Annotated in this window: 34 protein-coding genes and 1 pseudogene; 2 read left to right on the forward strand and 33 right to left on the reverse strand. The window is 65.6% G+C overall.

The window, feature by feature from the left end:
* Nucleotide 1: 1 nt before the first annotated feature.
* The 32 genes from rpsD to MLJ35_RS14165 all read right to left on the reverse strand — a co-directional run bounded on the left by rpsD (nt 2) and on the right by MLJ35_RS14165 (nt 16,996).
* The gene (gene rpsD / locus MLJ35_RS14010; protein ID WP_243323823.1) at nt 2-634 is read right to left on the reverse strand and encodes a 30S ribosomal protein S4; all 633 of its coding nucleotides are present in this window, start codon (nt 632-634) and stop codon (nt 2-4) included.
* Nucleotides 635-649: 15 nt separating this feature from the next.
* Nucleotides 650-1,057 (reverse strand): 30S ribosomal protein S11, encoded by a 408-nt coding sequence (rpsK, locus tag MLJ35_RS14015; RefSeq protein ID WP_026852731.1) that lies wholly within the window; start codon nt 1,055-1,057, stop codon nt 650-652.
* A gap of 12 nt (nt 1,058-1,069) precedes the next feature.
* Complete coding sequence (gene rpsM, locus MLJ35_RS14020) at nt 1,070-1,438, reverse strand: 30S ribosomal protein S13 (protein ID WP_026852732.1); 369 nt, start codon at nt 1,436-1,438, stop codon at nt 1,070-1,072.
* Between the two features lie 9 nt (nt 1,439-1,447).
* Nucleotides 1,448-1,564 carry a 50S ribosomal protein L36 gene (gene rpmJ, locus MLJ35_RS14025; protein WP_026852733.1) on the reverse strand — a complete coding sequence of 39 codons (117 nt, stop codon included), beginning with the start codon at nt 1,562-1,564 and terminating at the stop codon, nt 1,448-1,450.
* A gap of 18 nt (nt 1,565-1,582) precedes the next feature.
* Entirely contained in the window at nt 1,583-1,801 is a 219-nt protein-coding gene (infA, locus tag MLJ35_RS14030; RefSeq protein WP_026852734.1) for a translation initiation factor IF-1, read from the reverse strand.
* A complete protein-coding gene (locus tag MLJ35_RS14035; protein ID WP_243384858.1) occupies nt 1,798-2,457 on the reverse strand; it encodes an adenylate kinase in 660 nt (219 codons plus the stop codon). Before MLJ35_RS14035 ends, infA begins: the two co-directional genes overlap by 4 nt.
* The gene (secY, locus tag MLJ35_RS14040; protein ID WP_243323815.1) at nt 2,454-3,809 is read right to left on the reverse strand and encodes a preprotein translocase subunit SecY; all 1,356 of its coding nucleotides are present in this window, start codon (nt 3,807-3,809) and stop codon (nt 2,454-2,456) included. The genes MLJ35_RS14035 and secY overlap by 4 nt, the downstream gene beginning before the upstream one ends.
* 6 nt (nt 3,810-3,815) lie before the next feature.
* Nucleotides 3,816-4,277 (reverse strand): 50S ribosomal protein L15, encoded by a 462-nt coding sequence (rplO, locus tag MLJ35_RS14045; protein WP_243295504.1) that lies wholly within the window; start codon nt 4,275-4,277, stop codon nt 3,816-3,818.
* A 3-nt stretch (nt 4,278-4,280) separates the two neighbouring features.
* Nucleotides 4,281-4,478: a 50S ribosomal protein L30 gene (gene rpmD, locus MLJ35_RS14050; RefSeq protein ID WP_043483639.1), complete on the reverse strand. Its 198-nt coding sequence runs from the start codon at nt 4,476-4,478 to the stop codon at nt 4,281-4,283.
* Nucleotide 4,479: 1 nt separating this feature from the next.
* Nucleotides 4,480-5,007, reverse strand: a complete 528-nt coding sequence (gene rpsE, locus MLJ35_RS14055; protein ID WP_243288429.1) for a 30S ribosomal protein S5 — start codon at nt 5,005-5,007, stop codon at nt 4,480-4,482.
* Nucleotides 5,008-5,016: 9 nt separating this feature from the next.
* Nucleotides 5,017-5,379 (reverse strand): 50S ribosomal protein L18, encoded by a 363-nt coding sequence (rplR, locus tag MLJ35_RS14060; protein WP_243288430.1) that lies wholly within the window; start codon nt 5,377-5,379, stop codon nt 5,017-5,019.
* 9 nt (nt 5,380-5,388) lie between these two features.
* Nucleotides 5,389-5,925, reverse strand: coding sequence for a 50S ribosomal protein L6 (gene rplF / locus MLJ35_RS14065; protein ID WP_243288431.1), 537 nt, complete (start codon nt 5,923-5,925; stop codon nt 5,389-5,391).
* Nucleotides 5,926-5,973: 48 nt separating this feature from the next.
* Nucleotides 5,974-6,369: a 30S ribosomal protein S8 gene (gene rpsH / locus MLJ35_RS14070; protein ID WP_243384859.1), complete on the reverse strand. Its 396-nt coding sequence runs from the start codon at nt 6,367-6,369 to the stop codon at nt 5,974-5,976.
* 12 nt (nt 6,370-6,381) lie between these two features.
* On the reverse strand, nt 6,382-6,567 hold the full coding sequence (locus MLJ35_RS14075; protein WP_026852743.1) for a type Z 30S ribosomal protein S14: 186 nt from the start codon (nt 6,565-6,567) through the stop codon (nt 6,382-6,384).
* An 18-nt stretch (nt 6,568-6,585) separates the two neighbouring features.
* A complete protein-coding gene (gene rplE, locus MLJ35_RS14080) occupies nt 6,586-7,149 on the reverse strand; it encodes a 50S ribosomal protein L5 (RefSeq protein ID WP_243323813.1) in 564 nt (187 codons plus the stop codon).
* Between the two features lie 332 nt (nt 7,150-7,481).
* On the reverse strand, nt 7,482-7,757 hold the full coding sequence (gene rplX / locus MLJ35_RS14085; protein WP_243384860.1) for a 50S ribosomal protein L24: 276 nt from the start codon (nt 7,755-7,757) through the stop codon (nt 7,482-7,484).
* Nucleotides 7,757-8,125: a 50S ribosomal protein L14 gene (gene rplN, locus MLJ35_RS14090; RefSeq protein WP_026852746.1), complete on the reverse strand. Its 369-nt coding sequence runs from the start codon at nt 8,123-8,125 to the stop codon at nt 7,757-7,759. The genes rplX and rplN overlap by 1 nt, the downstream gene beginning before the upstream one ends.
* A 9-nt stretch (nt 8,126-8,134) precedes the next feature.
* Nucleotides 8,135-8,392, reverse strand: coding sequence for a 30S ribosomal protein S17 (gene rpsQ / locus MLJ35_RS14095; protein WP_026852747.1), 258 nt, complete (start codon nt 8,390-8,392; stop codon nt 8,135-8,137).
* Nucleotides 8,393-8,400: 8 nt separating this feature from the next.
* Nucleotides 8,401-8,601, reverse strand: coding sequence for a 50S ribosomal protein L29 (gene rpmC / locus MLJ35_RS14100; protein ID WP_026852748.1), 201 nt, complete (start codon nt 8,599-8,601; stop codon nt 8,401-8,403).
* A 5-nt stretch (nt 8,602-8,606) separates the two neighbouring features.
* The gene (rplP, locus tag MLJ35_RS14105; protein ID WP_243317344.1) at nt 8,607-9,026 is read right to left on the reverse strand and encodes a 50S ribosomal protein L16; all 420 of its coding nucleotides are present in this window, start codon (nt 9,024-9,026) and stop codon (nt 8,607-8,609) included.
* Nucleotides 9,027-9,035: 9 nt separating this feature from the next.
* On the reverse strand, nt 9,036-9,683 hold the full coding sequence (rpsC, locus tag MLJ35_RS14110) for a 30S ribosomal protein S3 (protein ID WP_243288436.1): 648 nt from the start codon (nt 9,681-9,683) through the stop codon (nt 9,036-9,038).
* 2 nt (nt 9,684-9,685) lie between these two features.
* Nucleotides 9,686-10,039 carry a 50S ribosomal protein L22 gene (rplV, locus tag MLJ35_RS14115; protein WP_043483641.1) on the reverse strand — a complete coding sequence of 118 codons (354 nt, stop codon included), beginning with the start codon at nt 10,037-10,039 and terminating at the stop codon, nt 9,686-9,688.
* Between the two features lie 2 nt (nt 10,040-10,041).
* Nucleotides 10,042-10,326, reverse strand: a complete 285-nt coding sequence (gene rpsS / locus MLJ35_RS14120) for a 30S ribosomal protein S19 (RefSeq protein ID WP_026852752.1) — start codon at nt 10,324-10,326, stop codon at nt 10,042-10,044.
* A gap of 11 nt (nt 10,327-10,337) precedes the next feature.
* On the reverse strand, nt 10,338-11,159 hold the full coding sequence (rplB, locus tag MLJ35_RS14125) for a 50S ribosomal protein L2 (protein ID WP_243384861.1): 822 nt from the start codon (nt 11,157-11,159) through the stop codon (nt 10,338-10,340).
* 73 nt (nt 11,160-11,232) lie between these two features.
* The gene (locus tag MLJ35_RS14130; protein ID WP_026852754.1) at nt 11,233-11,508 is read right to left on the reverse strand and encodes a 50S ribosomal protein L23; all 276 of its coding nucleotides are present in this window, start codon (nt 11,506-11,508) and stop codon (nt 11,233-11,235) included.
* Nucleotides 11,505-12,140, reverse strand: coding sequence for a 50S ribosomal protein L4 (gene rplD, locus MLJ35_RS14135; protein WP_243288438.1), 636 nt, complete (start codon nt 12,138-12,140; stop codon nt 11,505-11,507). Before rplD ends, MLJ35_RS14130 begins: the two co-directional genes overlap by 4 nt.
* 1 nt (nt 12,141) lies before the next feature.
* Nucleotides 12,142-12,768: a 50S ribosomal protein L3 gene (gene rplC / locus MLJ35_RS14140; protein WP_243317342.1), complete on the reverse strand. Its 627-nt coding sequence runs from the start codon at nt 12,766-12,768 to the stop codon at nt 12,142-12,144.
* Between the two features lie 15 nt (nt 12,769-12,783).
* The gene (rpsJ, locus tag MLJ35_RS14145; protein WP_043483643.1) at nt 12,784-13,110 is read right to left on the reverse strand and encodes a 30S ribosomal protein S10; all 327 of its coding nucleotides are present in this window, start codon (nt 13,108-13,110) and stop codon (nt 12,784-12,786) included.
* A 336-nt stretch (nt 13,111-13,446) separates the two neighbouring features.
* Complete coding sequence (gene fusA / locus MLJ35_RS14150) at nt 13,447-15,555, reverse strand: elongation factor G (protein ID WP_243295499.1); 2,109 nt, start codon at nt 15,553-15,555, stop codon at nt 13,447-13,449.
* A gap of 106 nt (nt 15,556-15,661) precedes the next feature.
* Entirely contained in the window at nt 15,662-16,132 is a 471-nt protein-coding gene (gene rpsG / locus MLJ35_RS14155) for a 30S ribosomal protein S7 (RefSeq protein WP_243323809.1), read from the reverse strand.
* Nucleotides 16,133-16,144: 12 nt separating this feature from the next.
* The gene (gene rpsL, locus MLJ35_RS14160) at nt 16,145-16,543 is read right to left on the reverse strand and encodes a 30S ribosomal protein S12 (protein ID WP_026852760.1); all 399 of its coding nucleotides are present in this window, start codon (nt 16,541-16,543) and stop codon (nt 16,145-16,147) included.
* A gap of 180 nt (nt 16,544-16,723) precedes the next feature.
* Nucleotides 16,724-16,996 (reverse strand): FmdB family zinc ribbon protein, encoded by a 273-nt coding sequence (locus tag MLJ35_RS14165; protein ID WP_243384862.1) that lies wholly within the window; start codon nt 16,994-16,996, stop codon nt 16,724-16,726.
* Between the two features lie 127 nt (nt 16,997-17,123).
* On the opposite strand from MLJ35_RS14165, the pseudogene rfaE2 reads away from it, so the two are divergent.
* Together rfaE2 and MLJ35_RS14175 are read left to right on the forward strand one after the other, a co-directional pair.
* Nucleotides 17,124-17,549: pseudogene (gene rfaE2 / locus MLJ35_RS14170) on the forward strand (D-glycero-beta-D-manno-heptose 1-phosphate adenylyltransferase); the annotation flags it as partial.
* A gap of 83 nt (nt 17,550-17,632) precedes the next feature.
* On the forward strand, nt 17,633-18,208 hold the full coding sequence (locus MLJ35_RS14175; protein ID WP_243384864.1) for an outer membrane beta-barrel protein: 576 nt from the start codon (nt 17,633-17,635) through the stop codon (nt 18,206-18,208).
* 62 nt (nt 18,209-18,270) lie between these two features.
* On the opposite strand, the gene MLJ35_RS14180 is transcribed toward MLJ35_RS14175, so the two are convergent.
* Nucleotides 18,271-20,430: a glutamine synthetase III family protein gene (locus tag MLJ35_RS14180; RefSeq protein ID WP_243384865.1), complete on the reverse strand. Its 2,160-nt coding sequence runs from the start codon at nt 20,428-20,430 to the stop codon at nt 18,271-18,273.
* Nucleotides 20,431-20,548: the final 118 nt, after the last annotated feature.

The raw sequence follows: 20,548 nt of genomic DNA on the forward strand, positions 1-20,548 counted from the left end.
CTTACTTGGAATACAGTTCAACGATCAGCTGCTCGTTGATGTCCAGGGTGATGTCCTCGCGGGTCGGCGCGGCGAGCACCTGGCCCTTGAAGGCGGCGGCGTCCAGGGAAAGCCACTTGGGAATGCCACGGCCGGTGGAGGTTTCGACGGAGGTCTTGACGCCGTCGTTCTCGCGGGCGCGCTTGCCCAGCTCCACCGCCTGGCCAGGCTTGACCTGGAAGGAGGGGATGTCCACCCGCTTGCCGTTGACCAGCACGTGGCCGTGCATGACCATCTGGCGCGCGGCGGTGCGGCTGGGCGCGAAGCCCAGGCGGTAGACCACGTTGTCCAGGCGGCTCTCGAGGAACCCGAGCAGGTTGTGGCCGGTGACGCCCTTCTTGGCGTCGGCCTTCTCGAAGTAGTGGCGGAACTGCTTCTCGAGCACACCGTAGATGCGCTTCACCTTCTGCTTCTCGCGGAGCTGCAGGGCGTAGCCGGTGGGCTTCTTGATCTTCCCCGCGCCGTGCTGGCCGGGGATCTTGCCCTTGCGGGTCTCGAAGGAGCACTTCTCCTTGAAGCAGCGCTCGCCCTTGAGATAAAGCTTCATGCCCTCGCGGCGGCAGAGGCGGCAAACGGCGTCTGTGTAACGTGCCATGTCTCTCCTCCTCTCTTAAACCCGGCGCCGCTTGGGCGGCCGGCAGCCGTTGTGGGGGATGGGGGTGACGTCGCGGATGCTGGTCACCTGGATGCCGGCGGCGTTGAGGGCGCGGATGGCGCTCTCACGGCCCGCACCGGGGCCCTTGACGCGGACGTCCACCGAGCGGACGCCCTGCTCCTTGGCGGCCTCGGCGCAGACGCCGGCGGCCACCTGGGCTGCGAAGGGCGTGCCCTTGCGGGTGCCGCGGAAGTTCTGGTTGCCGCTGGAAGCCCAGCAGAGCATGTTCCCCATCGGATCGGAGATGGAGATGATGGTGTTGTTGAAGGACGCCTGGACGTGAGCCACGCCGTGGGGGACGTTCTTCTTTTCCTTCTTCTTGACCACCTTCTTGCCGGCGGTCCGGGTCTGAGTCTTGGCCATGGTCTCCTCGCCTTACTTCTTCTTGCCGGCCACGGTGCGCCGCTTGCCCTTGCGGGTGCGGGCGTTGGTGTGCGTGCGCTGACCACGGACGGGTAGACCCTTCCGGTGGCGCAGGCCGCGGTAGCAGCCGATGTCCATGAGCCGCTTGATGTCGAGGGCGATGTTCTTGCGGAGGTCGCCCTCCACAGTCTCCTCGGCGGTGATGACGCGGCGGATGCGGCCGACCTCGTCCTCGGTCAGGTCGCGCACCTTGGTGCCGAAGTCGACCTTCGCGCGGGTCAGGATGCTGTGAGCCTTGGCCCGGCCGATGCCGTAAATGTAGGTGAGCGCAATCTCGATGCGCTTTCCGATGGGCAGATCAATGCCAGCGATGCGTGCCATCGTGTCTCCTTAACCCTGACGCTGCTTGTGCTTCGGGTTCTTCTTGCAGATGACCCGGTTGATGCCTTCGCGGCGCACCACTTTGCAGTGCTCGCAGAGCTTCTTGATGGAGGGCCGGACTTTCATGGTTTCCTCTCGTTTCGGTTACTTGAATCGGTAGATGATGCGGCCGCGGGTCAGGTCGTAAGGGGTGACCTCGACGAGGACCCTGTCGCCGGGAAGGATGCGGATGAAGTTCTTGCGCATCTTCCCGCTGATGTGCGCCAGCACCTGGTGCTTGTTTTCCAGTTCGACCCGGAATACCGCGTTGGGCAAGGCCTCGACCACTGTGGCTTCGAGCTCAATGGCTTCTTCTTTGCTCAAGCGCGTTCTCCGAAGACGTGACGCAGCGATTCAAACACCAGCTCCGGGGCGCGATTGCCATCCACGCTCTGGAAGGTCGGCCGATGCTTGTAGAAGCCCAGGAGCGGCTGGAAGGTCGAGTGGAACTCGCCCATCCGGCTCCGGAAGGCTTCTGCGGTGTCGTCAGAACGGTGCTTCAGGGGACTTCCGCACACATCGCAGACACCGGCCTGCTTGGGGGGCTTGGATTCCAGATGGTAGATGGCGCCGCAGGCGTTGTTGCTGCAGACGCGCCGGCCCACCACGCGGGCCTCCAGCACATCCTGGGGGACATCGACCAGCACCACGTGACCCGTCTTCATGCCCTTGGAGGAGAGGAAGTCTTCCAGGGCTTGAGCTTGCTGAAGGGTGCGTGGGTAGCCGTCGAACAGCACGTCGGAGGTCTCGTCCAGCAGCCGCGCGAAGACAAGGCCATTGACGGTGTCGTCGTCCACCAGTTTTCCCTCGGCCATGATGGCTTTCGCCCTCAGGCCGATCTCCGTCCCTTTCGAGACGGCATCTCTCAGAATGTCACCGGTTGAGAGGTGAGTCAAAGAGAATGTTTCCACCAGGCGCTTGGCCTGGGTGCCCTTCCCGGAGCCCGGGGCCCCGAGGAGGATGTTCGCGGTCAGACTCATGCCTCACCCCTGCGGGTGGAACGGCCGCGGATGCGGCCCTTCTCCAGGAATCCGTCGTAGCGGCGCATGACCAGCAGGCTTTCCAGCTGGGCCGCGCTGTCCATGGCCACGCCCACCACGATCAGCAGGCTGGTGCCGCCGAAGTAGAAGTTGAGGCCCTGGATGTTGTTGGTGATGAGCAGGGGCACGATGGAGACCAGGGCCAGGTAGATGGCGCCCACGAAGGTCAGCTTGGACAGGATGCTGTCCATGAAGACACTGGTCTCCTTGCCGGGGCGGATGCCGGGGATGTAGCCCCCGGACCGCTTCATGTTCTCGGCGGTCTCATCGGGATTGAAGACGATGCTGGTGTAGAAGAAGGAGAAGAAGACCGTCACCCCCACGAAGACCGGCGTGTAGATCCAGAAGTGGGTCTGGGGGCTGAGGTAGGCGGCCGCCTTGGCCAGCCACTCCCAGCGGGTGAACTGGGCGATGGTGGCGGGGAAGAAGATGACGGAGCTGGCGAAGATGACGGGCATCACGCCGGCGGTGTTCACCTTCAGGGGCATGTAGCTGCTGCGCTGGCTGGACATGCCGGCCGAGTCGGCCCGGCGGGCGTAGTGGATGGGGATGCGCCGGTAGGCGTTCTCCACCAGCACCACGGCCAGCAGCACCACGGTCATGGCGCCGATGAGCAGGATGAAGATGCCCGGGGGCGGGACGTTCGGCGCGTTCTTCAGGGACTGGGTGATCATCACCGACAGGGTGGTGAGGGCCTGGGGCAGGCCCGCCACGATGCCGGCGAAGATCAGCAGGCTGATGCCGTTGCCGATGCCGCGCTCGGTGATCTGCTCGCCGATCCACATGACGAAGATCGTGCCCACGGACAGCGTGAAGGCCGCCAGGAACCGGAAGGCCGTCGGCGAGATGGCGTTGGTCACCACCTCGAGGCCGGGTGCGTTCTGGCTCTGGGCCAGGGAGGCGATGCCCATGCCCTGGATGAAGGCCAGGGCCACGGTGAGGTAGCGGGTCCACTGGGTGATCTTCTGCCGGCCGGCCTCGCCTTCCTTCTTCTGGAGGTTCTCCAGGTAGGGCACCACGGCCCCCATCAGCTGCAGCACGATGCTGGCCGTGATGTAGGGGGCGATGCCGAGGGCGAAGACCGAGAACTTCTTGAACGCACCACCGGAGAACAGGTCGACCACGTCGAAGAGCCCGCCGCCGCCGCGCTTGAGCGCGGCAGCCAGGTTCTCGGCGTTCACCCCCGGCACGCTGACGTGCACCCCCAGGCGGTAGATGGCCAGGAGGATGAGGGTGAAGAGGAGCCGCTTGCGCAGCTCCGGGATTGCGAAGAGGTTCTTGAGGCGGTTCATCGGCCGTTACTCGGCAGACTTCGCGCAGGGCTCCTGGATCGTGCCACCCTTGGCCAGGATGGCTTCACGGGCGCCCTTGGTGATGCGGTCGGCGACGACGTTCACCTTGGCGGTGAGCTCGCCGCTGGCCAGCACCACGATCTTCTCGACGCGGGAGTTGACGAGCTTCTTGTCCCGGAGGGCATCCAGGCAGACCGTCTCGCCATCCTTGAAGTGGATGGAGATGAGGCTGAGAGTGATCTCCTTGGTCTCGGGAGCGAAGATGTTGGTGAATCCGCGCTTGGGCAGACGGCGGACGAGGGGCATCTGGCCGCCCTCGAAACCGCGCTTGCTGCGGTAGCCGGACCGGGACTTCTGGCCCTTCTCGCCGCGGCCGGAGGTCTTGCCGAGGCCGGAGCCCTTGCCGCGGCCCAGGCGCTTGCGGGTCTTGGTGGCGCCCTCAGCGGGCTTGAGTTCGTTGAGCTTCATGACCTACCCCTTCACCTGAACGTCGATGAGATGCGGGACGAGCTTGACCATCCCGTGGACGTTGGGGGTGTATTCGCATTCGCGGGTATCGCCGGGGCGCTTCAGACCGAGGGTCTGCATGAAGGCCCGGTGCTTGGGAGTGGTGCAGATGATGGAGCGCTTGAGGGTCAGCACCACCTGCTTGCCGATGAACTGCGACATGTTAAACCTCCGCCTGGTCCAGGCCCCGGTTGGTCAGGACCGTGTAGGGATCCATGAGGTCCTTCAGCCCTTCGAACGTGGCACGCACCACGTTGTGGGGGTTGGAGGAACCCAGGCTCTTCGTCAGCACGTTGTGGACGCCGGCGGCCTCCATGATGGCGCGCACCGCGGCGCCGGCGATGATGCCGGTGCCCTCGGGGGCCGGCTTCAGCAGCACGCTGCCGGAGCCGAAGATCCCGGTCACCGGGTGCGGCAGGCTGCCGTTCGAGGTGAGGGGAACCTTGATCATGTTGCGCTTGGCGCTCTCGATGCCCTTCTTGATGGCGGAGGGCACTTCCAGGGCCTTGCCGAGACCGAAGCCGACCTTGCCGTTGCCGTCGCCCACGACCACCAGCGCGGAGAAGGAGAAGTTCTTGCCCCCCTTCACCACCTTGGTGACGCGGCCCACGTAGATGACCTGGTCCTTGAATTCCCCGGCTTCGGGGTTGTTGCGGGTTTCCTTGTTGTCCTTGAGCTCTGCAGTCGCCATGGTGATCCCCTAGAACTGGAGCCCGGCTTCGCGGGCGCTGTCAGCCAGCGCCTTGACGCGGCCGTGATAGACGTAACCGTTCCGGTCGAACACCACTGCGGTGATGCCCTTCTCCTTCAGCCGGGCGGCGATGCTGGCGCCGACGGCCTTGGCGGCCTCGATGTTGGCGCCGTTCTTGAGCTTCTCGCGCAGGTCCTTCTCGAGGCTGCTGGCGGAGGCCAGGGTGATGCCCTTGCTGTCGTCCACCGCCTGCACGTAGATGCGCTTCAGGCTCTTGTAGATGGTGAGGCGGGGCCGCTCAGGCGTGCCGCTCACGCGGCCGCGGATGCGGGCCTTGGTCTTGTCACGCCGAATGTTGATATCGTTCGCCATGGGTTCCCCTTACTTCCCGGTCTTGCCGGCCTTGCGGCGGATGACTTCGCCGGTGTACATGACGCCCTTGCCCTTGTAGGGCTCGGGCTTGCGGAACTTCCGGATGTCGGCGGCGACCTGGCCCACCAGCTGCCGGTCGATGCCGGTCACGACGATGTGGGTGGCCTTCTCGACGGCCATCTGGATGCCCGCGGGAGCCTCGTACTTGATGGGATGGCTGTAGCCGAGCTCGAGGTTGAGCTTGGCGCCGTCCATGGCGGCCTTGTAGCCGACGCCGACGATGTCCAGCTCCTTCTTCCAGCCCTCGGTCACGCCAGTGACGGCGTTGCCGAGCAGGGCGCGGGTCAGGCCGTGGTAGGCACGGGTCTGGGGCTCATCGTTGACGCGGGTGAGGTTCACGGAGTCGGCCTGGACTTCGAGGGTGATCCCGGCGGGGATCGGGCAGGTGAGCTTGCCCTTGGCGCCCTCGACGACGGCCTCGGACCCGGTGACTGTGACCTTCACGCCCTTGGGCAGCGTCACGGGCTTCTTTCCGATTCGAGACATGGTTGATTCCTTAGATGAGGGCGGGGATGCCGCCCATTTCAGGATGGGTTACCAGACGTGGGCGAGGACTTCGCCGCCGACGTTCTGCTTCTTGGCGTCCTTGCCCGTCAGGAGACCCTTCGGGGTGGACAGGATCGCGATGCCGAGGCCGCCATGGACGTCGGGGATCTCCTGGGCGCCGGAGTAGATGCGCAGGCCCGGACGGGACACGCGGCGCAGGCCGTGGATCACGTTCTCCTTGTCCTTCACGTACTTGAGGTTGAGGATGAGGTACGCGCGGCCCTCATGCTCCACCTGCTTGAAGGAATGGATGTAGCCCTCCTGCTTCAGGATGCCGCAGAGGCCGGCCTTGATCTTCGAGGCGGGCACCACCACGGCATCGTGACCGGCCATGATGCCGTTGCGGATGCGGGTGAGGTAGTCAGCGATGGGATCGGTATGCATGGTCCCCTCTCCTTACCAGCTGGACTTCTGGACGCCCGGCAGCTCGCCGTTGAGGGCGAACTTGCGGAAGCACAGACGGCAGAGTTCAAACTTGCGCATGAAGCCCCGGGGCCGGCCGCAGCACTTGCAGCGGTTGCGGTGCTGGGTCGAGAACTTCGGCTTGCGCGAATCCTTGACGATTTTGGAAATCTTGGCCATCGGTATGATCTCCTTAGCCTATTTGCGGAAGGGCATACCGAGGTGGGCCAGCAGGGCCCGCGCTTCGGCGTCGTTCTTGGCGGTGGTCACGAAGGTGATGTTCATGCCCTTCATCTTGTCCACCTTGGAGTAGTCGATCTCCTGGAAGATCAACTGGTCCTTGAGGCCCAGCGTGTAGTTGCCGCGGCCGTCGAAGGACTTGGTGGGCACGCCGCGGAAATCGCGGACGCGGGGAAGGGACAGGGTCACCAGGCGGTCGAAGAACTCCCACATGCGGGGACCGCGCAGGGTCACCATGCAGGCGATGGGCATGCCGGCGCGCAGCTTGAACTGGGCGACGCTCTTCTTGGCCTTGCGCACGACGGCCTTCTGGCCGGCGATGGCGGTCAGCTCGTCAACAGCCACGTCCAGGACCTTGATGTTCTGGATGGCGTCGCCGACGCCCATGTTGATGACGATCTTCTGCAGGCGGGGCACCTGCATGGCGGAGGAGAAGGCGAACTCCTCCTTGAGCTTCGACACCACCTCCTGGTGGTAGCGAGCCTTGACGCGGGGCTCCGCGTGGTCCTGCTTGGCAGTCATGGATGCCTCCATTTCCGTGGGGCGGCTACGCCCCAGGGGTTCGGGAGGGCGGGGGGGCTTGGGACGGCGGTCCGGCCCGTTTCCCCCCAACCTCAGTTGTCATGGCGCGGGATGCGCCGTGGATTCCCGCCCCGCGCACGGGACAGAACGAAGATCTTCCCATGAACGAAGGGCCCCTGGGAAGGGAAAGTCTTGGATTTCAAGCCCGATTCCAACGATTGGCAGTGCCAGTTCGACCGATTCGGGAAAGCCCGAGGAGGCTTTGCCTCCGAGGGCGTGGGGGCCCGGGGGTGTGCGCGCAGCGAAGCGGAGCGCGGGACCCCCGGAGAACGTTAGGCCCGCTTGCGCGTGCCCTTGCCAGTCTTGGCGTCGAGGAGCATGACGTTGGAAGCGTGGATGGACGCCTCCTTCTCGACGATGCCGCCGCCCTCGCCGGTCTGGGGATTGGGCTTGGTGGCCTTCTTGATCATGTTGACGCCGGCGACGACCACCCGGTTGGTGGCGGGGCTGACCTTGGAGACGGTCCCGGTCTTGCCCTTCTCCTTGCCGGCGATGATGACGACCTGATCGCCCTTCTTGAGCTTCATCTTGGTGGTGGTGGCTTCCATTACAGCACCTCAGGGGCGAGGGAGACGATCTTCATGTACTTCCGCTCGCGGAGCTCGCGGGCCACGGGGCCGAACACGCGGGTGCCGACGGGCTCGCCATCCTTCTTGATGATGACGGCGGCGTTCTCGTCGAAGCGGATGTAGGAGCCGTCCTTGCGGCGGTAGGCCTTGCGCTGGCGGACGATCACGGCCTGGACGACGGCCTTCTTCTTGACCGTTCCGCCCGGGATCGCTTCCTTGACGGAGGCGGTGATCACGTCGCCGAGCTGGGCGATCTTGCCCACACCGCCGCCCAGGGGCAGGATGCAGCAGATCTTCTTGGCGCCGGAGTTGTCGGCGACGGTGAGCATGGTTCCCATCTGGATCATGTGAGCTCCTTACTCGCCGGCCTTCTGGACGATCTCGAGGACCGTCCAGCGCTTGCGCTTGGAAAGGGGGCGGGTCTCCACGATCTTGACCACGTCGCCGATGCCGCAGGCGTTGGTCTCGTCGTGGGCCATGAACTTGGCGGTCTGCTTGACCGTGCGGTGGTAGAGGGGGTGCTGGAACTTGCGCTCCACCTTCACCACCACGGTCTTGTCGGCCTTGTTGGAGACCACGACGCCGTTGCGAATCATCTTGTTTTCGAGGCTCATGGGATCTCCTAGGCCAGCTTGGTCGCCAGGGCGGTTTTGACGCGGGCGAGCTCACGGCGAGTCTTGCGGATCTCAGCGGTGTTCTCGACCTGGCCCACGGCGTGCTGGAAGCGGAGGGTGAACCGCTTGGCGGCCAGCTCGGCCTCCAGCTGCGCCAGTTCCTCGACGCTCTTGCCGGTCAAATCGGAAAAGGGATTCTTCTTGGTCATGGCGATCACTCCTCCGGCGGCGTGCGGGTGACGATTTCAGACGCCACGGACAACTTCATCTGGGCCAAACGCAGGGCCTCGCGCGCCACCTCGTCGGTCACCCCCTCCATCTCGAAGAGGATGCGGCCGGGGCGGATCACCGCCACCCAACCGTCCGGAGCCCCCTTGCCGGAGCCCATGCGGGTCTCCGCGGGCTTCGAGGTGGTGGGACGGTCCGGGAAGATGCGGATCCAGATCTTGCCGCCGCGCTTGATGTGGCGGGTCATGGCGATACGGGCGGCCTCGATCTGGCGGTTGGTCAGCCAGCAGTGCTCCGTCGCCTTGAGGCCGTAGTCGCCGAAGGCGAGATCGTTGCCGCGGGTGGCGACGCCGCGGGTGCGGCCTTTCTGGGTTTTGCGGTTCTTGACCTTCTTGGGCATCAGCATGGGGTCACCTCAGCGCTTCACGGTCTCGGCAACCTGGTCGCCCAGGTTCACCCAAACCTTGATGCCGATGATCCCGTAGGTCGTGCGGGCCTCGGCGAAACCGTAATCCACGCCCGCGCGAATGGTCTGCAGGGGCATCTGACCGGAGAGGTAGTCCTCGGTCCGGGCGATCTCGGCGCCGTTCAGGCGGCCGGAGACCTTGATCTTGAAACCCTTGGCGCCGAAGCGGATCGCGGCCTCCTCCGCCTTGCGCATGGCGCGGCGGAAGGCGATGCGGCGCTCGAGCTGCTGGGCCACGCCCTCGGCCACGAGCTGGGCATCGACCTCAGGCTTCTTGATCTCCTGGATGTCGACGGACACGGGACGGTTCAGGCGCTTCTGGAGATCCTCGCGCAGCTTGTCGATCTCGGCGCCCTTGCGGCCGATGACGATGCCGGGTCGGGCGGTGAAGATGCGCACGGTGACCTTGTCCGCGGCGCGCTCGATGTCGATCTTCGAGATCATCGCGTTCAGGCTGTGCAGCTGCTTCTTGAGCTCGCGGCGCAGCTTGATGTCCTCATGCAGCAGCGTCGAGTACTCGCGCTTGGAGAACCACTTGCTGTGCCAGTTCTTCTGGTGGACGAGGCGGAACCCGTAGGGGTGGACCTTCTGACCCATGACTACTCCTCCCCGGCCGCAGAAAGCTGGATGGTGATGTGGCAGGTGCGCTTCTGGACCCGGTAGGCGCGGCCCATGGGCGCAGGGCGGACCCGCTTCATGCGGAAGCCCTCGTCCACGAAGGCGGTCTTGACCATCAGCTCGTCCGGGTTGACGGACGGGTTCTTGTCGATGGCATTGGCCACGGCGGAATCCAGGAGCTTGCGGATGGGGGCGGCGGCGTACTTCTTGGCCTGCGCGAGCACCCACTGGGCCTCGCCGACGTGCTTGCCGCGGATCATGTCCACCACGAGGCGGGCCTTCTGGGCCGAACCGCGCAGGTGGCGAACGGTGGCGCTGGAAACGATCTCAGCCATCGCTACTTCCCCTTCGCCTTGGTGTCGGCCTTGCCAGCGTGACCCTTGAAGGTGCGGGTCAGGGCGAACTCGCCCAGCTTGTGGCCGATCATGTTCTCGGTGACATAGACAGGAATGAACTTGTTGCCGTTGTGCACGGCGAGGGTCAGTCCGATCATCTGCGGGACCACGGTGGAGCGGCGGGACCAGGTCTTGATCACGCGCTTGTCGTTGGCCGCCTGGGCGACTTCCACCTTCTTCTGGAGGTGGGCGTCAATGAACGGGCCTTTTTTCAGGGAACGTGCCATTGTCGGGCCTCCTAGTTGATCCGCTTGACGATGAACTTGTCCGTGCGACGGTTGCCGCGGGTCTTGTAGCCACGGGTCGGCTGGCCCCAGGGCGTCACAGGGTGACGGCCGCCGGAGGTGCGACCCTCGCCGCCACCGTGGGGGTGGTCGACGGGGTTCATGACCACGCCGCGGACGGTCGGGCGGATGCCCTTCCAGCGGGTGCGACCGGCCTTGCCGATCTGGATGTTCTCGTGCTGCAGGTTGCCGACGGTGCCGATGGTCGCGTAGCAGTCCAGGTGGATCTTGCGGATCTCGCCAGAGGGCATGCGGAGCTGGGCGTAGTCGTCCTCCTTCGCCACGAGCTGGGCGAAGGTGCCGGCGGCGCGGGCGATCTGGCCGCCCTTGCCGGGCTTCATCTCGATGTTGTGCACCGTGTTGCCCACGGGGATGTTCCGCAGGGGCAGCGCGTTGCCCACCAGGATGTCGGCGTTCTTGCCGGCCACCACGGTGCGGCCCACTTCCAGGCCATCGGGGGCCAGGATGTAGCGCTTCTCGCCGTCCGCGTAGACCAGCAGGGCAATGCGGGCGGTGCGGTTGGGATCGTATTCGATGGTGGCGACCTTGGCCGGCACTTCGAGCTTGTTGCGCTTGAAGTCGATGATGCGGTACTGGCGCTTGTGGCCGCCGCCGATGTGGCGGGTGGTGATCCGGCCGGTGTTGGAGCGGCCGCCAGTGCGGTTCTTCTTGGCAATCAGGGAACGCTCAGGCGTATCCGTCGTGATTTCCTCGAAGCCGAACTTGGACATGCCGCGCTGACCGGGGGTCGTGGGCTTGAGCTGCTTGATGCTCATGGGTGTCCTCTTGCCTCAGGGTTGAAAGGGGCGGGCGATAGTGGGCAAAGCTTGTCCGTCCGCCATGGATCGCCTACTCGGACGCGGGAGCGCCCTCGGCGAGTTCGACATATGCCTTCTTGCGGGGGCTGGAGGTCCCCACGAAACGGCCGAGGCGCTTGGTCCGGCTGGGGATCCGCACAGTGCGGACGCTCTTCACCTTGGACTGGAGCAGGAGCTCCACGGCCTCTTGGATCTGGTGCTTGGTGGCCCAGGTGGCCACCTCGAACACCTGGATGTTCTTCTCCCGCAGGATCTGGCCCTTCTCCGTGAGGAGGGGCTTGCGGATCACGTCGAAGATCTTGGTCATGGCTTCACCACCTCCTGGAGGGCCAGGACGGCTTCCTTGGAGAAGATCACCTGGTCGTACTTGAGGAGCTCATAGACGTTCACGCCCAGGCTCTCGACGGTCTGCAGCTTCGGGTTGTTGCCGGCGGCGCGGGAGAGCTTCTCGCTGGCCTCGGTGCCCACCAGAAGGGCGGAGCCGGTGACGCCGAGCTTGCCCAGAGTCTGGATCAGGGCCTTGGTCTTGTGGGACTCGACCTCCCAGCTCTCGACCACCAGCATCTGGCCGCTCGCAAGCTTGGCGGACAGGGCGTTTCGCAGAGCGGCGCGCCGGGCCTTCTTGGGGAAGGCGTAATCATAGGAGCGGGGGTGGGGGCCATGAACCGTGGCGCCACCCTTCCACAGCGGGCTGCGGATGGAGCCCACGCGGGCGCGGCCGGTGCCCTTCTGCTTCCAGAGCTTCTTGCCGGAGCCGCTGACCTCCCACTTGTCCTTGGTCTTGGCGGTGCCGGAGCGGCGCTTGGCCAGGAAGTGGCGCACCGCTTCCCAGATCAGGTGCTCGTTCAGGTCCTCGAGCTTGAACACCTCGGGCAGGAGGTCGACGGTGCCGACCTGCTTGTTGTCGAGGTTGACGACGGGGTGCTGGAACGCTGCCATCCTAGGCCTCCTGCTTGATGACGATGTACCCACCCTTGGGGCCGGGGACGGCGCCCTTGATGAGCAGCAGGTTGTTCTCGGCGTCCACCTTGGCGATCTCCAGGTTGCGCACGGTCACCTGGGCGTCGCCCATGTGGCCGGCCATGCGCATGCCGGGGAAGACGCGGCTGGGGTAGCTCGACTGGCCGATGGAGCCGGGAGCGCGGTGGAACATGGAGCCGTGGGTCGCGCGGCCGCCGGCGAAGTGGTGCCGCTTGATGACGCCGGCGAAGCCCTTGCCCTTGCTGATGCCGGTGACGTTCACCTTGGTCTTCGCCTCGAAGGCGCTGGCCAGGACGCTGTCGCCGGGCTTGGACGTGTCAGCCGCGTCCACCTTGATCTCGCGCAGCACGCGGACCGGAGCGACGCCCTGCTTCTCGCAGTGGCCCTTCTCGGCCTTGGAGGCGCGCTTGCCGCCATTGGGGTCCACGTAGCCGATCTGCACGGCCTCGTAGCCATCCTTGGCGGAGGTCTTGCGCATCACGACCACGCAGGGGCCGGCCTGGATGACGGTCACGGGGACGATCTGGCCCTGCTCATTGAAGATCTGGGTCATCCCCAGCTTCTTGCCGATGATTCCTTTGGACATGTATTCTCCCCCCCTCTACCGGTTGCCCTGACGGCTGAAGACCTTGATCTCCACGTCGACGCCAGCGGGCAGGTCCAGGCGCATGAGAGTGTCCACGGTGTTCTGGGTCGGGTTCAGGATGTCGAGCAGCCGCTTGTGCGTGCGGATCTCGAACTGGTCCCGGCTCTTCTTGTCCACGTGGGGGGAACGGTTCACGGTGTACTTGTTCGTCCGGGTCGGCAGGGGGATGGGCCCGGCCACCTGGGCGCCCGTGCGCTTGGCGGTGTCCACGATCTCGCGGGTGCTCTGATCGAGCAGACGGTGGTCGAAGGCACGCAAACGGATGCGGATGTTGTCTTTCATGCTCACTCCATTGGGACGGGGACCGTCCATAGACGTGGGGCGCTGACCGCCCATGTAAATCCGTCCCAACGACAGGGACAGGGCTGATCAGCATAACAAAAGCCGCTGCAAATTCAACGGCTTTTTGAGAGAACGCACGACCTCCCGGAGGAGGAAGCGGGTGGATCAGGAGGCCCGGCAACCCGAAGGTTCGATGGACGGCCTCACCCCCGGAGGGGGCTAAGACTTCAGGTAAAGCAAGAAATGACTAAAACTGAAGGCAACGAGAGCCGGTTTTACCGGATCGAGTTGCGGGGGTGTGCGCGCAGCGTAGCGGAGCGCGGAACCCCCGCTACGCTACTTGGCGCCCTTGACCTTGGCGATGATTTCTTCCGCCACGTTGCGGGGAGCCTCTTCGTAGTGCGAGAACTGCATGGTGTAGGTCCCGCGGCCCTGGGTCATGGAGCGCAGGGTCGTGGAGTAGGCGAACATCTCGGCCAGGGGCACCTTGGAGGTGATGACCTTGGAGCCGGAGCGCTCCTCCATGTTCTCGATGCGGCCACGGCGGCTGTTCAGGTTGCCGATGACGTCGCCCATGTAGTCCTCGGGGGTCTCGACTTCGACCGCCATGATGGGCTCGAGGATCACGGGGCTGGCCTTCTCGCAGCCCGCCTTGAAGCCCATGGATCCGGCAATCTTGAACGCCATTTCGTTGGAGTCCACTTCGTGGAAGCTGCCGTCGTAGATGGTCACCTTGATGTCCACCACGGGGTAGCCCGCGAGGACGCCGGAGTGCATGGCCTCCTGGATGCCTTCGTCGGTGGGCTTGATGTATTCCTTGGGAACCACGCCGCCCTTGATCTCGTTGATGAACTCGTAGCCCTTGCCGACCTCGTTGGGCTCGACGATGAGCTTGACGTGGCCGTACTGGCCGCGGCCGCCCGACTGGCGCACGAACTTGCCCTCGGACTCCACCCGCTTGCGGATGGTTTCGCGGTAGGCCACCTGGGGCTTGCCCACGTTGGCCTCGACCTTGAACTCGCGCATCATGCGGTCGACGATGATCTCGAGGTGCAGCTCGCCCATGCCGGCGATGATCGTCTGGTTGGTCTCGGGATCGGTCTTCACCTTGAAGGTGGGATCCTCCTGGGCCAGGCGGGCCAGGGCGATACCCATCTTCTCCTGGTCGGCCTTGGTCTTGGGCTCGATGGCGACCTGGATCACGGGATCCGGGAAGTCCATGGACTCGAGCACCACCGGGTTGTTCTCGTCGCAGATGGTCTGGCCCGTGAGCACGTCCTTCAGGCCCACGGCGGCGCCGATGTCGCCCGTGCGGACCTCCTCGATGTCCTCGCGCTTGTTGGCGTGCATCTGGAGGAGGCGGCCGATGCGCTCGCGGCGGCCCTTGTTGGCGTTGTAGACGCCGGAGCCCGCCGGAAGGATGCCGGAGTAGACGCGCAGGAACGCCAGGGAGCCCACGAAGGGATCGGCCATGATCTTGAAGATGAGGGCGCTGAAGGGCTCGTTGTCGTCGGCCTTGCGCTCCACCTCGTTGCCGTCGCTGTCCATGCCCTTGATGGCGGGAATGTCCAGGGGCGAGGGCATGTAGCTCACCACGGCGTCGAGCATGGGCTGGACGCCCTTGTTCTTGAAGGCGGAGCCGCAGGTCATGGGCGTGAAGGCCAGCGACACGCAGCCCTTCCGGATACCCTCGCGCAGCTCGGCCTCGGTCAGCTCCTCGCCGCCCAGGTACTTCTCCATGAGGTGCTCGTCGGTCTCGGCGACCATCTCGACCATCTTCTCGCGCCACTCCTTGGCGGTTTCCACCAGGTCAGCGGGAATCTCGCCGTAGAGGGTCTTGAAGCCCTTGTCGGCATCGTCGAAGGTGACGGCCTTCATGAGGATCAGGTCCACCACGCCCTTGAAGTTCTCCTCGGCGCCGATGGGGATCTGGATGGGGCAGGGGCGCGCCTTCAGGCGGTCCTGCATCATCTTGACGACGCGGAAGAAGTCCGCGCCGGTGCGGTCCATCTTGTTCACGAAGGCCAGGCGGGGCACGCCGTACTTGTCGGCCTGGCGCCACACGGTCTCGGACTGGGGCTGCACGCCGCCCACGGCACAGAACACGGCCACGGCGCCGTCGAGCACGCGGAGGCTGCGCTCCACCTCGGCCGTGAAGTCCACGTGGCCCGGGGTGTCGATGATGTTGATGCGGTGCTCCACGCCCTTCAGCTGGCCGGTCTGAGGCGTCCAGGCGGCCGTGATGGCGGCGGAGGTGATGGTGATGCCCCGCTCCTGCTCCTGCACCATCCAGTCGGTGGTCGCGGCACCCTCATGCACCTCGCCGATCTTGTGGATCTTGCCGGTGTAGTAGAGGATGCGCTCCGTCGTGGTGGTCTTGCCGGCATCGATGTGCGCCATGATGCCGATGTTCCGGTAGCGCTCGAGGGGGGTCTGGCGGGCCACAGCGGCCTCCTGAAAGGATCAATGCAGAAACGGAGTCGGGACGTGCTTCAAAGACCTTCGCGGAAGGAGCCGCCGGGTTGGCGGCTCCTTCCGGTCGGATGGGCTGCTACCAGCGGAAGTGCGCGAAGGCCTTGTTGGCCTCGGCCATCTTGTGGACGTCGTCCTTCTTCTTGATGGCGGCGCCGCGGAAGTTCATGGCGTCGAGGATCTCGCCGGCCAGCTTGTCGCGCATGGTGCGCTCGCCGCGGGAGGAGGAGTAGATCTTCAGCCAGCGCATGGCCAGGGACTGGCGGCGGTTCTGGGGAACCTCCACGGGCACCTGGTAGGTGGCGCCGCCCACGCGGCGGGACTTCACTTCCACCGAGGGCTTGATGTTGTTGAGGGCCTTCTGGAAGGCCTCCAGGGCCTCCTCGCCGGACTTCTTGGCGACGATCTCCAGCGCCCCGTAGAGGATGCGCTCGGCGGTGGCCTTCTTGCCGCGCTCCATGAGGATGTTCACGAACTTGGAGACGACGAGGCTGTTGTAGACGGGATCCGGGAGGATCTCACGCTTGGCGGGTGCGTTGCGACGGGCCATGTTTCACCTCCCCTACTTCTTCTTGGCCGGCGCGGCGCCAGCCTTGGGGCGCTTGGCGCCGTACTTGGAACGGGACTGGTTGCGGCCCGCGACGCCGGTGGCGTCCAGGGTGCCGCGGACGACGTGGTAGCGCACGCCCGGCAGATCCTTCACGCGGCCGCCGCGGATGAGCACGATGCTGTGCTCCTGCAGGTTGTGGCCCACGCCCGGGATGTAGGTCGTGCACTCGATGCCGTTGGTGAGGCGCACACGGGCCACCTTGCGAAGCGCGGAGTTCGGCTTCTTGGGGGTGGTGGTGAACACGCGGGTGCACACGCCACGCTTCTGCGGGCAGGCGTCGAGCGCGGGGCTCTTCGTCTTGTTCTGGAACGTCTTCCGCCCGAGGCGGATCAGCTGATTGATGGTAGGCACACCATCCTCCAAGGAAGGCACCGGTGGATCCGGGCCTGGGCCCGAGAGGTTCGCCGCGATGGAGGCTCCGGAGAACGTCGGACGGATGAAATCCTGCGCCGGCCCACGGGGCCGGAACCATCTAGGTTATCGGAATGGCCAGGGAAGTCAACGCACCAGGCGTAAACCTGGAGAGGGGCCTCACCCGGCCAGGGGGCACCCGCAGCCGCCAGTGGCGCAGCCATGGCCGCCCTTGGGGGCCTCCGGGGCCGAAGCGGAAGATGTGGCGGGGGCGGAGGCGGCGCCCTTGTACCACCCCCCGCCGGTCAGGGCGAAGGCCGACACGGACACCTGCCGCCTCATGCCGCCGGGCTCGCCGCAGGCCGGGCACGCATGCGTGTCGGGGGCGGACATGCTCTCCAGCTTCTCCTCAGGCTGGCCACAAGCTTCACAACGGTATTCATAGAGCGGCATGGCAGACTTCTCCTGGGACTTCTCCCTGAACCTTTCATTTTATCCCGGTCTTCAGATGCCGTCACCGACCCGTTTCTTCCAGAGCCCTGAAGCCTTTCTCCAGGCTGTCCCCCGTCCGGGAAGGCTGTGTTTCACCAACGGCTGCTTCGACCTGATCCACCCCGGCCACGTGCAGTACCTGGCCGAGGCCCGCGCCCTGGGCGACTTCCTCGTGGTGGGCCTCAACAGCGACGCCTCCGTGGCGCGCCTGAAGGGGCCGGGCCGGCCGCTGCAGGACGAGGCCGCCCGGGCGGCCATCCTCCTGGCCCTGCGCAGCGTGGATGCGGTCGTGCTCTTCAGGGAGGACACGCCGCTGGAGCTCATCCGCGCCCTCCAGCCAGACGTGCTGGTGAAGGGCGGGGACTACACGCCGGACAACGTGGTGGGCCGCGAGATCGTGCAGGCCCGCGGCGGCAGGCTCGTCCTCCTGCCCTTCCTCCCCGGCCACAGCACCTCGCGCATCGAGCAGCGGATCCTCAGCGGGCGCGGCGTCACGCTCGAGCCCCGCGCATAGATCCTTCGGATGATCCAATTGTGACAGTACCTCGCTAGGCTGGGACTGGCCTCACACCGGGGCCCGTCATTGTCGGAGGTCTCATGCGTCACCGCGTTGCCCTTGCCCTCGCCCTTCTGGGCCTGCCCCTCGCCGCCCAGGACATCACTGGCGGACTGCAGACGGGGCTCTCCCTGCCGGTCGGGGACCTGAAGGACAAGACCGATTTCGGCACCAACCAGTTCTTCGGCGCCCACATCGGCGGTCACCTGGACTTCAACATCACCTCCCACCACCAGGTCCGCGCCCAGCTGACCTACCACAGCCTTCCCGGCTCCGGCTGGGGCGGTCCGGATGATGTCAACAACGACTTCAAGATCCTGCAGATTGGTGCCGACTGGGTCTACAGCTTCCAGAGCCCGAACCAGGGCTGGTACACCATCGCCGGCGCCTCCCTCAACAGCGTCAAGGACGATTACAGCGGAAACGGCTTCAGCGGCAGCGCCAGCCAGAGCGGCAAGCTCGGCATCCGCGGCGGCGGCGGCTACACCTTCAACAAGATGTTCTCCCTCGAAGGCAGCCTGAACCAGGTCTTCGTGGACAAGAACGGCAACGATGGCTTCGGCTTCGACACTGCCACCTGGGTTCAGGTCAGCGCGGTGTTCCGCTTCGGCCGATAGGCACCTCCCACCTACGAAAACGGGCCGCGATCGCGGCCCGTTTTCGTGAGGACTGGAAAAAGCTAGAGCAGGGGCGACAGCAGCTGCCAGTACTTGGGCAGGGGCCAGAGGTCGGCGTCGCAGGCCTCTTCCAGGAGGTCGAGCACCTCCCTCAGCGCGTGCTTGGCCTCGTTCACCTTCTGCCCGAAGGCCTCGGTCCTTGCGTGCAGGTCCTCGATGGCGTCCGCCTCGGCCAGGGCGGCCTTCATGGCGGAAAGGCGCGACTGGGCCTCGCCCGCGAGGGTGGCCTGGGCCTGCAGCGAGGCCTTCAGCGTGTCGGGCACTGCGATGCCCGCGGCAGCCAGCCGGCCGAGGCTCTTGGCCCGGGCTCCCAGGTCCGCCGTGATGGAAGGCAGGATCTGGGTCTCCGCCATCTCCCGCAGCACCTGCGTTTCGATGGCGATGGCCTTCTGGTACTGCTCGTGGCGAATGTGGATGCGGGACTCCAGCTCACCTTCGGACAGGATGCCCGGCTTGGAGAACACGGACTTGGCCGCGGGGTTCTCCCAGATATGCAGGGCCGCCACCGTGTCCTTCGCGTGGGGAAGGCCCCGGCGCTCGGCCTCCGCCTTCCATTCGTCGGAGTAGCCGTTGCCTTCGAAGCGGATGGACTTGGTCTCGATGATGGCTTCGCGCACCACGGACAGGACGGCAGCGCGGTGCTCCTTGCCGGCCTTGATCTCCGCCTCCAGCTTGGCGTTCAGCCCTTCCAGCGCCTCGGCCACCGCGGCGTTGATCACCGTCAGCGGCAGGGCGATGGGCTGGCTGGAGCCCACGGCGCGGAACTCGAACTTGTTGCCCGTGAAGGCGAAGGGGCTGGTGCGGTTGCGGTCCGTGGCGTCCTTCTCGATGCGGGGCAGGTTGCCGATGCCGAGATCCAGGATGCGCTGGGAGGAGGCGTCGGCGGCGGCGCCCTTCTCGATGGCGTCAAGGATGTGGCTCAGCTGGGCGCCGAGGAACACGGACATGATGGCGGGCGGCGCTTCGTTGGCACCCAGGCGGTGGTCGTTGCCGGCGCTGGCGATGGCGGCGCGGAGCAGGCCACCGTGGGTGTGGATGGCCTTCAGGGTGGCGCTGAGGAAATAGAGGAACTGCAGGTTCTCCTCGGGGGTCTGGCCGGGCTCCAGCAGGTTCTGGCCCTCGTCCGTGGCCAGGCTCCAGTTCACGTGCTTGCCGCTGCCGTTGACGCCGGCGAAGGGCTTCTCATGGAGCAGGACCGCCAGGCCGTGGCGCTCGCCCACGGACTTCAGGATCTCCATGAGCAGCTGGTTGTGGTCGCTGGCGATGTTGGCGGCCTCGTAGATGGGCGCGATCTCGAACTGGTTGGGGGCCACCTCGTTGTGCCGGGTCTTGGCGGGAATGCCGAGCTTGAAGCACTCCAGCTCGACCTCCTGCATGAAGCCGAGGACCCGCTCCTTGATGCTGCCGAAGTAGTGGTCCTCCAGCTCCTGGCCCTTGGGGGGCTTGGCGCCCTGGAGGGTGCGGTTGGCGAACATGAGGTCCGGCCGCTGCTGGGCCAGCTCCAGGTCCACGGCGAAGTACTCCTGCTCGGGGCCGCACTGGGCCACCACCGCGTCGGCGGCCACGCCGAAGTGGGCCAGGCCCTCGATGGCGCGCTTGGACACCACCTCCATGGAGCGCAGCAGGGGCACCTTGTGGTCCAGGGCCTCGCCGTGGTACCCCACGAAGGCCGTGGGAATGCAGAGGGTCTTGCCGATGGGACCTTCGATGAGGAAGGCGGGGCTGGCCGGATCCCAGGCGGTGTAGCCGCGGGCCTCGAAGGTGGCGCGCAGGCCGCCCGAGGGGAAGGAGCTGGCGTCGGGCTCGCCCTGGATGAGCTGGCTGCCGCTGAATCGCTCGATGACCTGGCCCGGCTCGTCCCAGGAGATGAAGGCGTCGTGCTTCTCGGCGGTGGCGCCAGTCATGGGCAGGAACCAGTGGGTGAAGTGGGTGCAGCCCTGCTCCAGCGCCCAGTCCTTCATGGCCTGGGCCACGCTCTTGGCCACCTCGGGCGACAGGGCCTCACCGCGCTTCAGCGCCTGGCGGTAGGCCTTGTAGACATCCTTCTGCAGACGGTCGCGCATGGTCCGCTCGCTGAAGGTGTTGCAGCCGAAGTACTGGCTGATCTTGGTCTGGTCCAGCCGTGAGATGCTGGAAGTGTCTGGCGCCGGCGCCTTGGCCATGTGTCCCCCCTTTGGACGGTGGTGAAAGATGACTGTAAATACAAAAGGACCGACGTCCGCCCCTCGGGGGCAGCCATCGGATTCCCATGTCCACCTGGATCCTGCGATCCATCCCCAG

This window comes from Geothrix alkalitolerans, from assembly GCF_022808885.1.
Lineage (GTDB): Bacteria > Acidobacteriota > Holophagae > Holophagales > Holophagaceae > Geothrix > Geothrix alkalitolerans.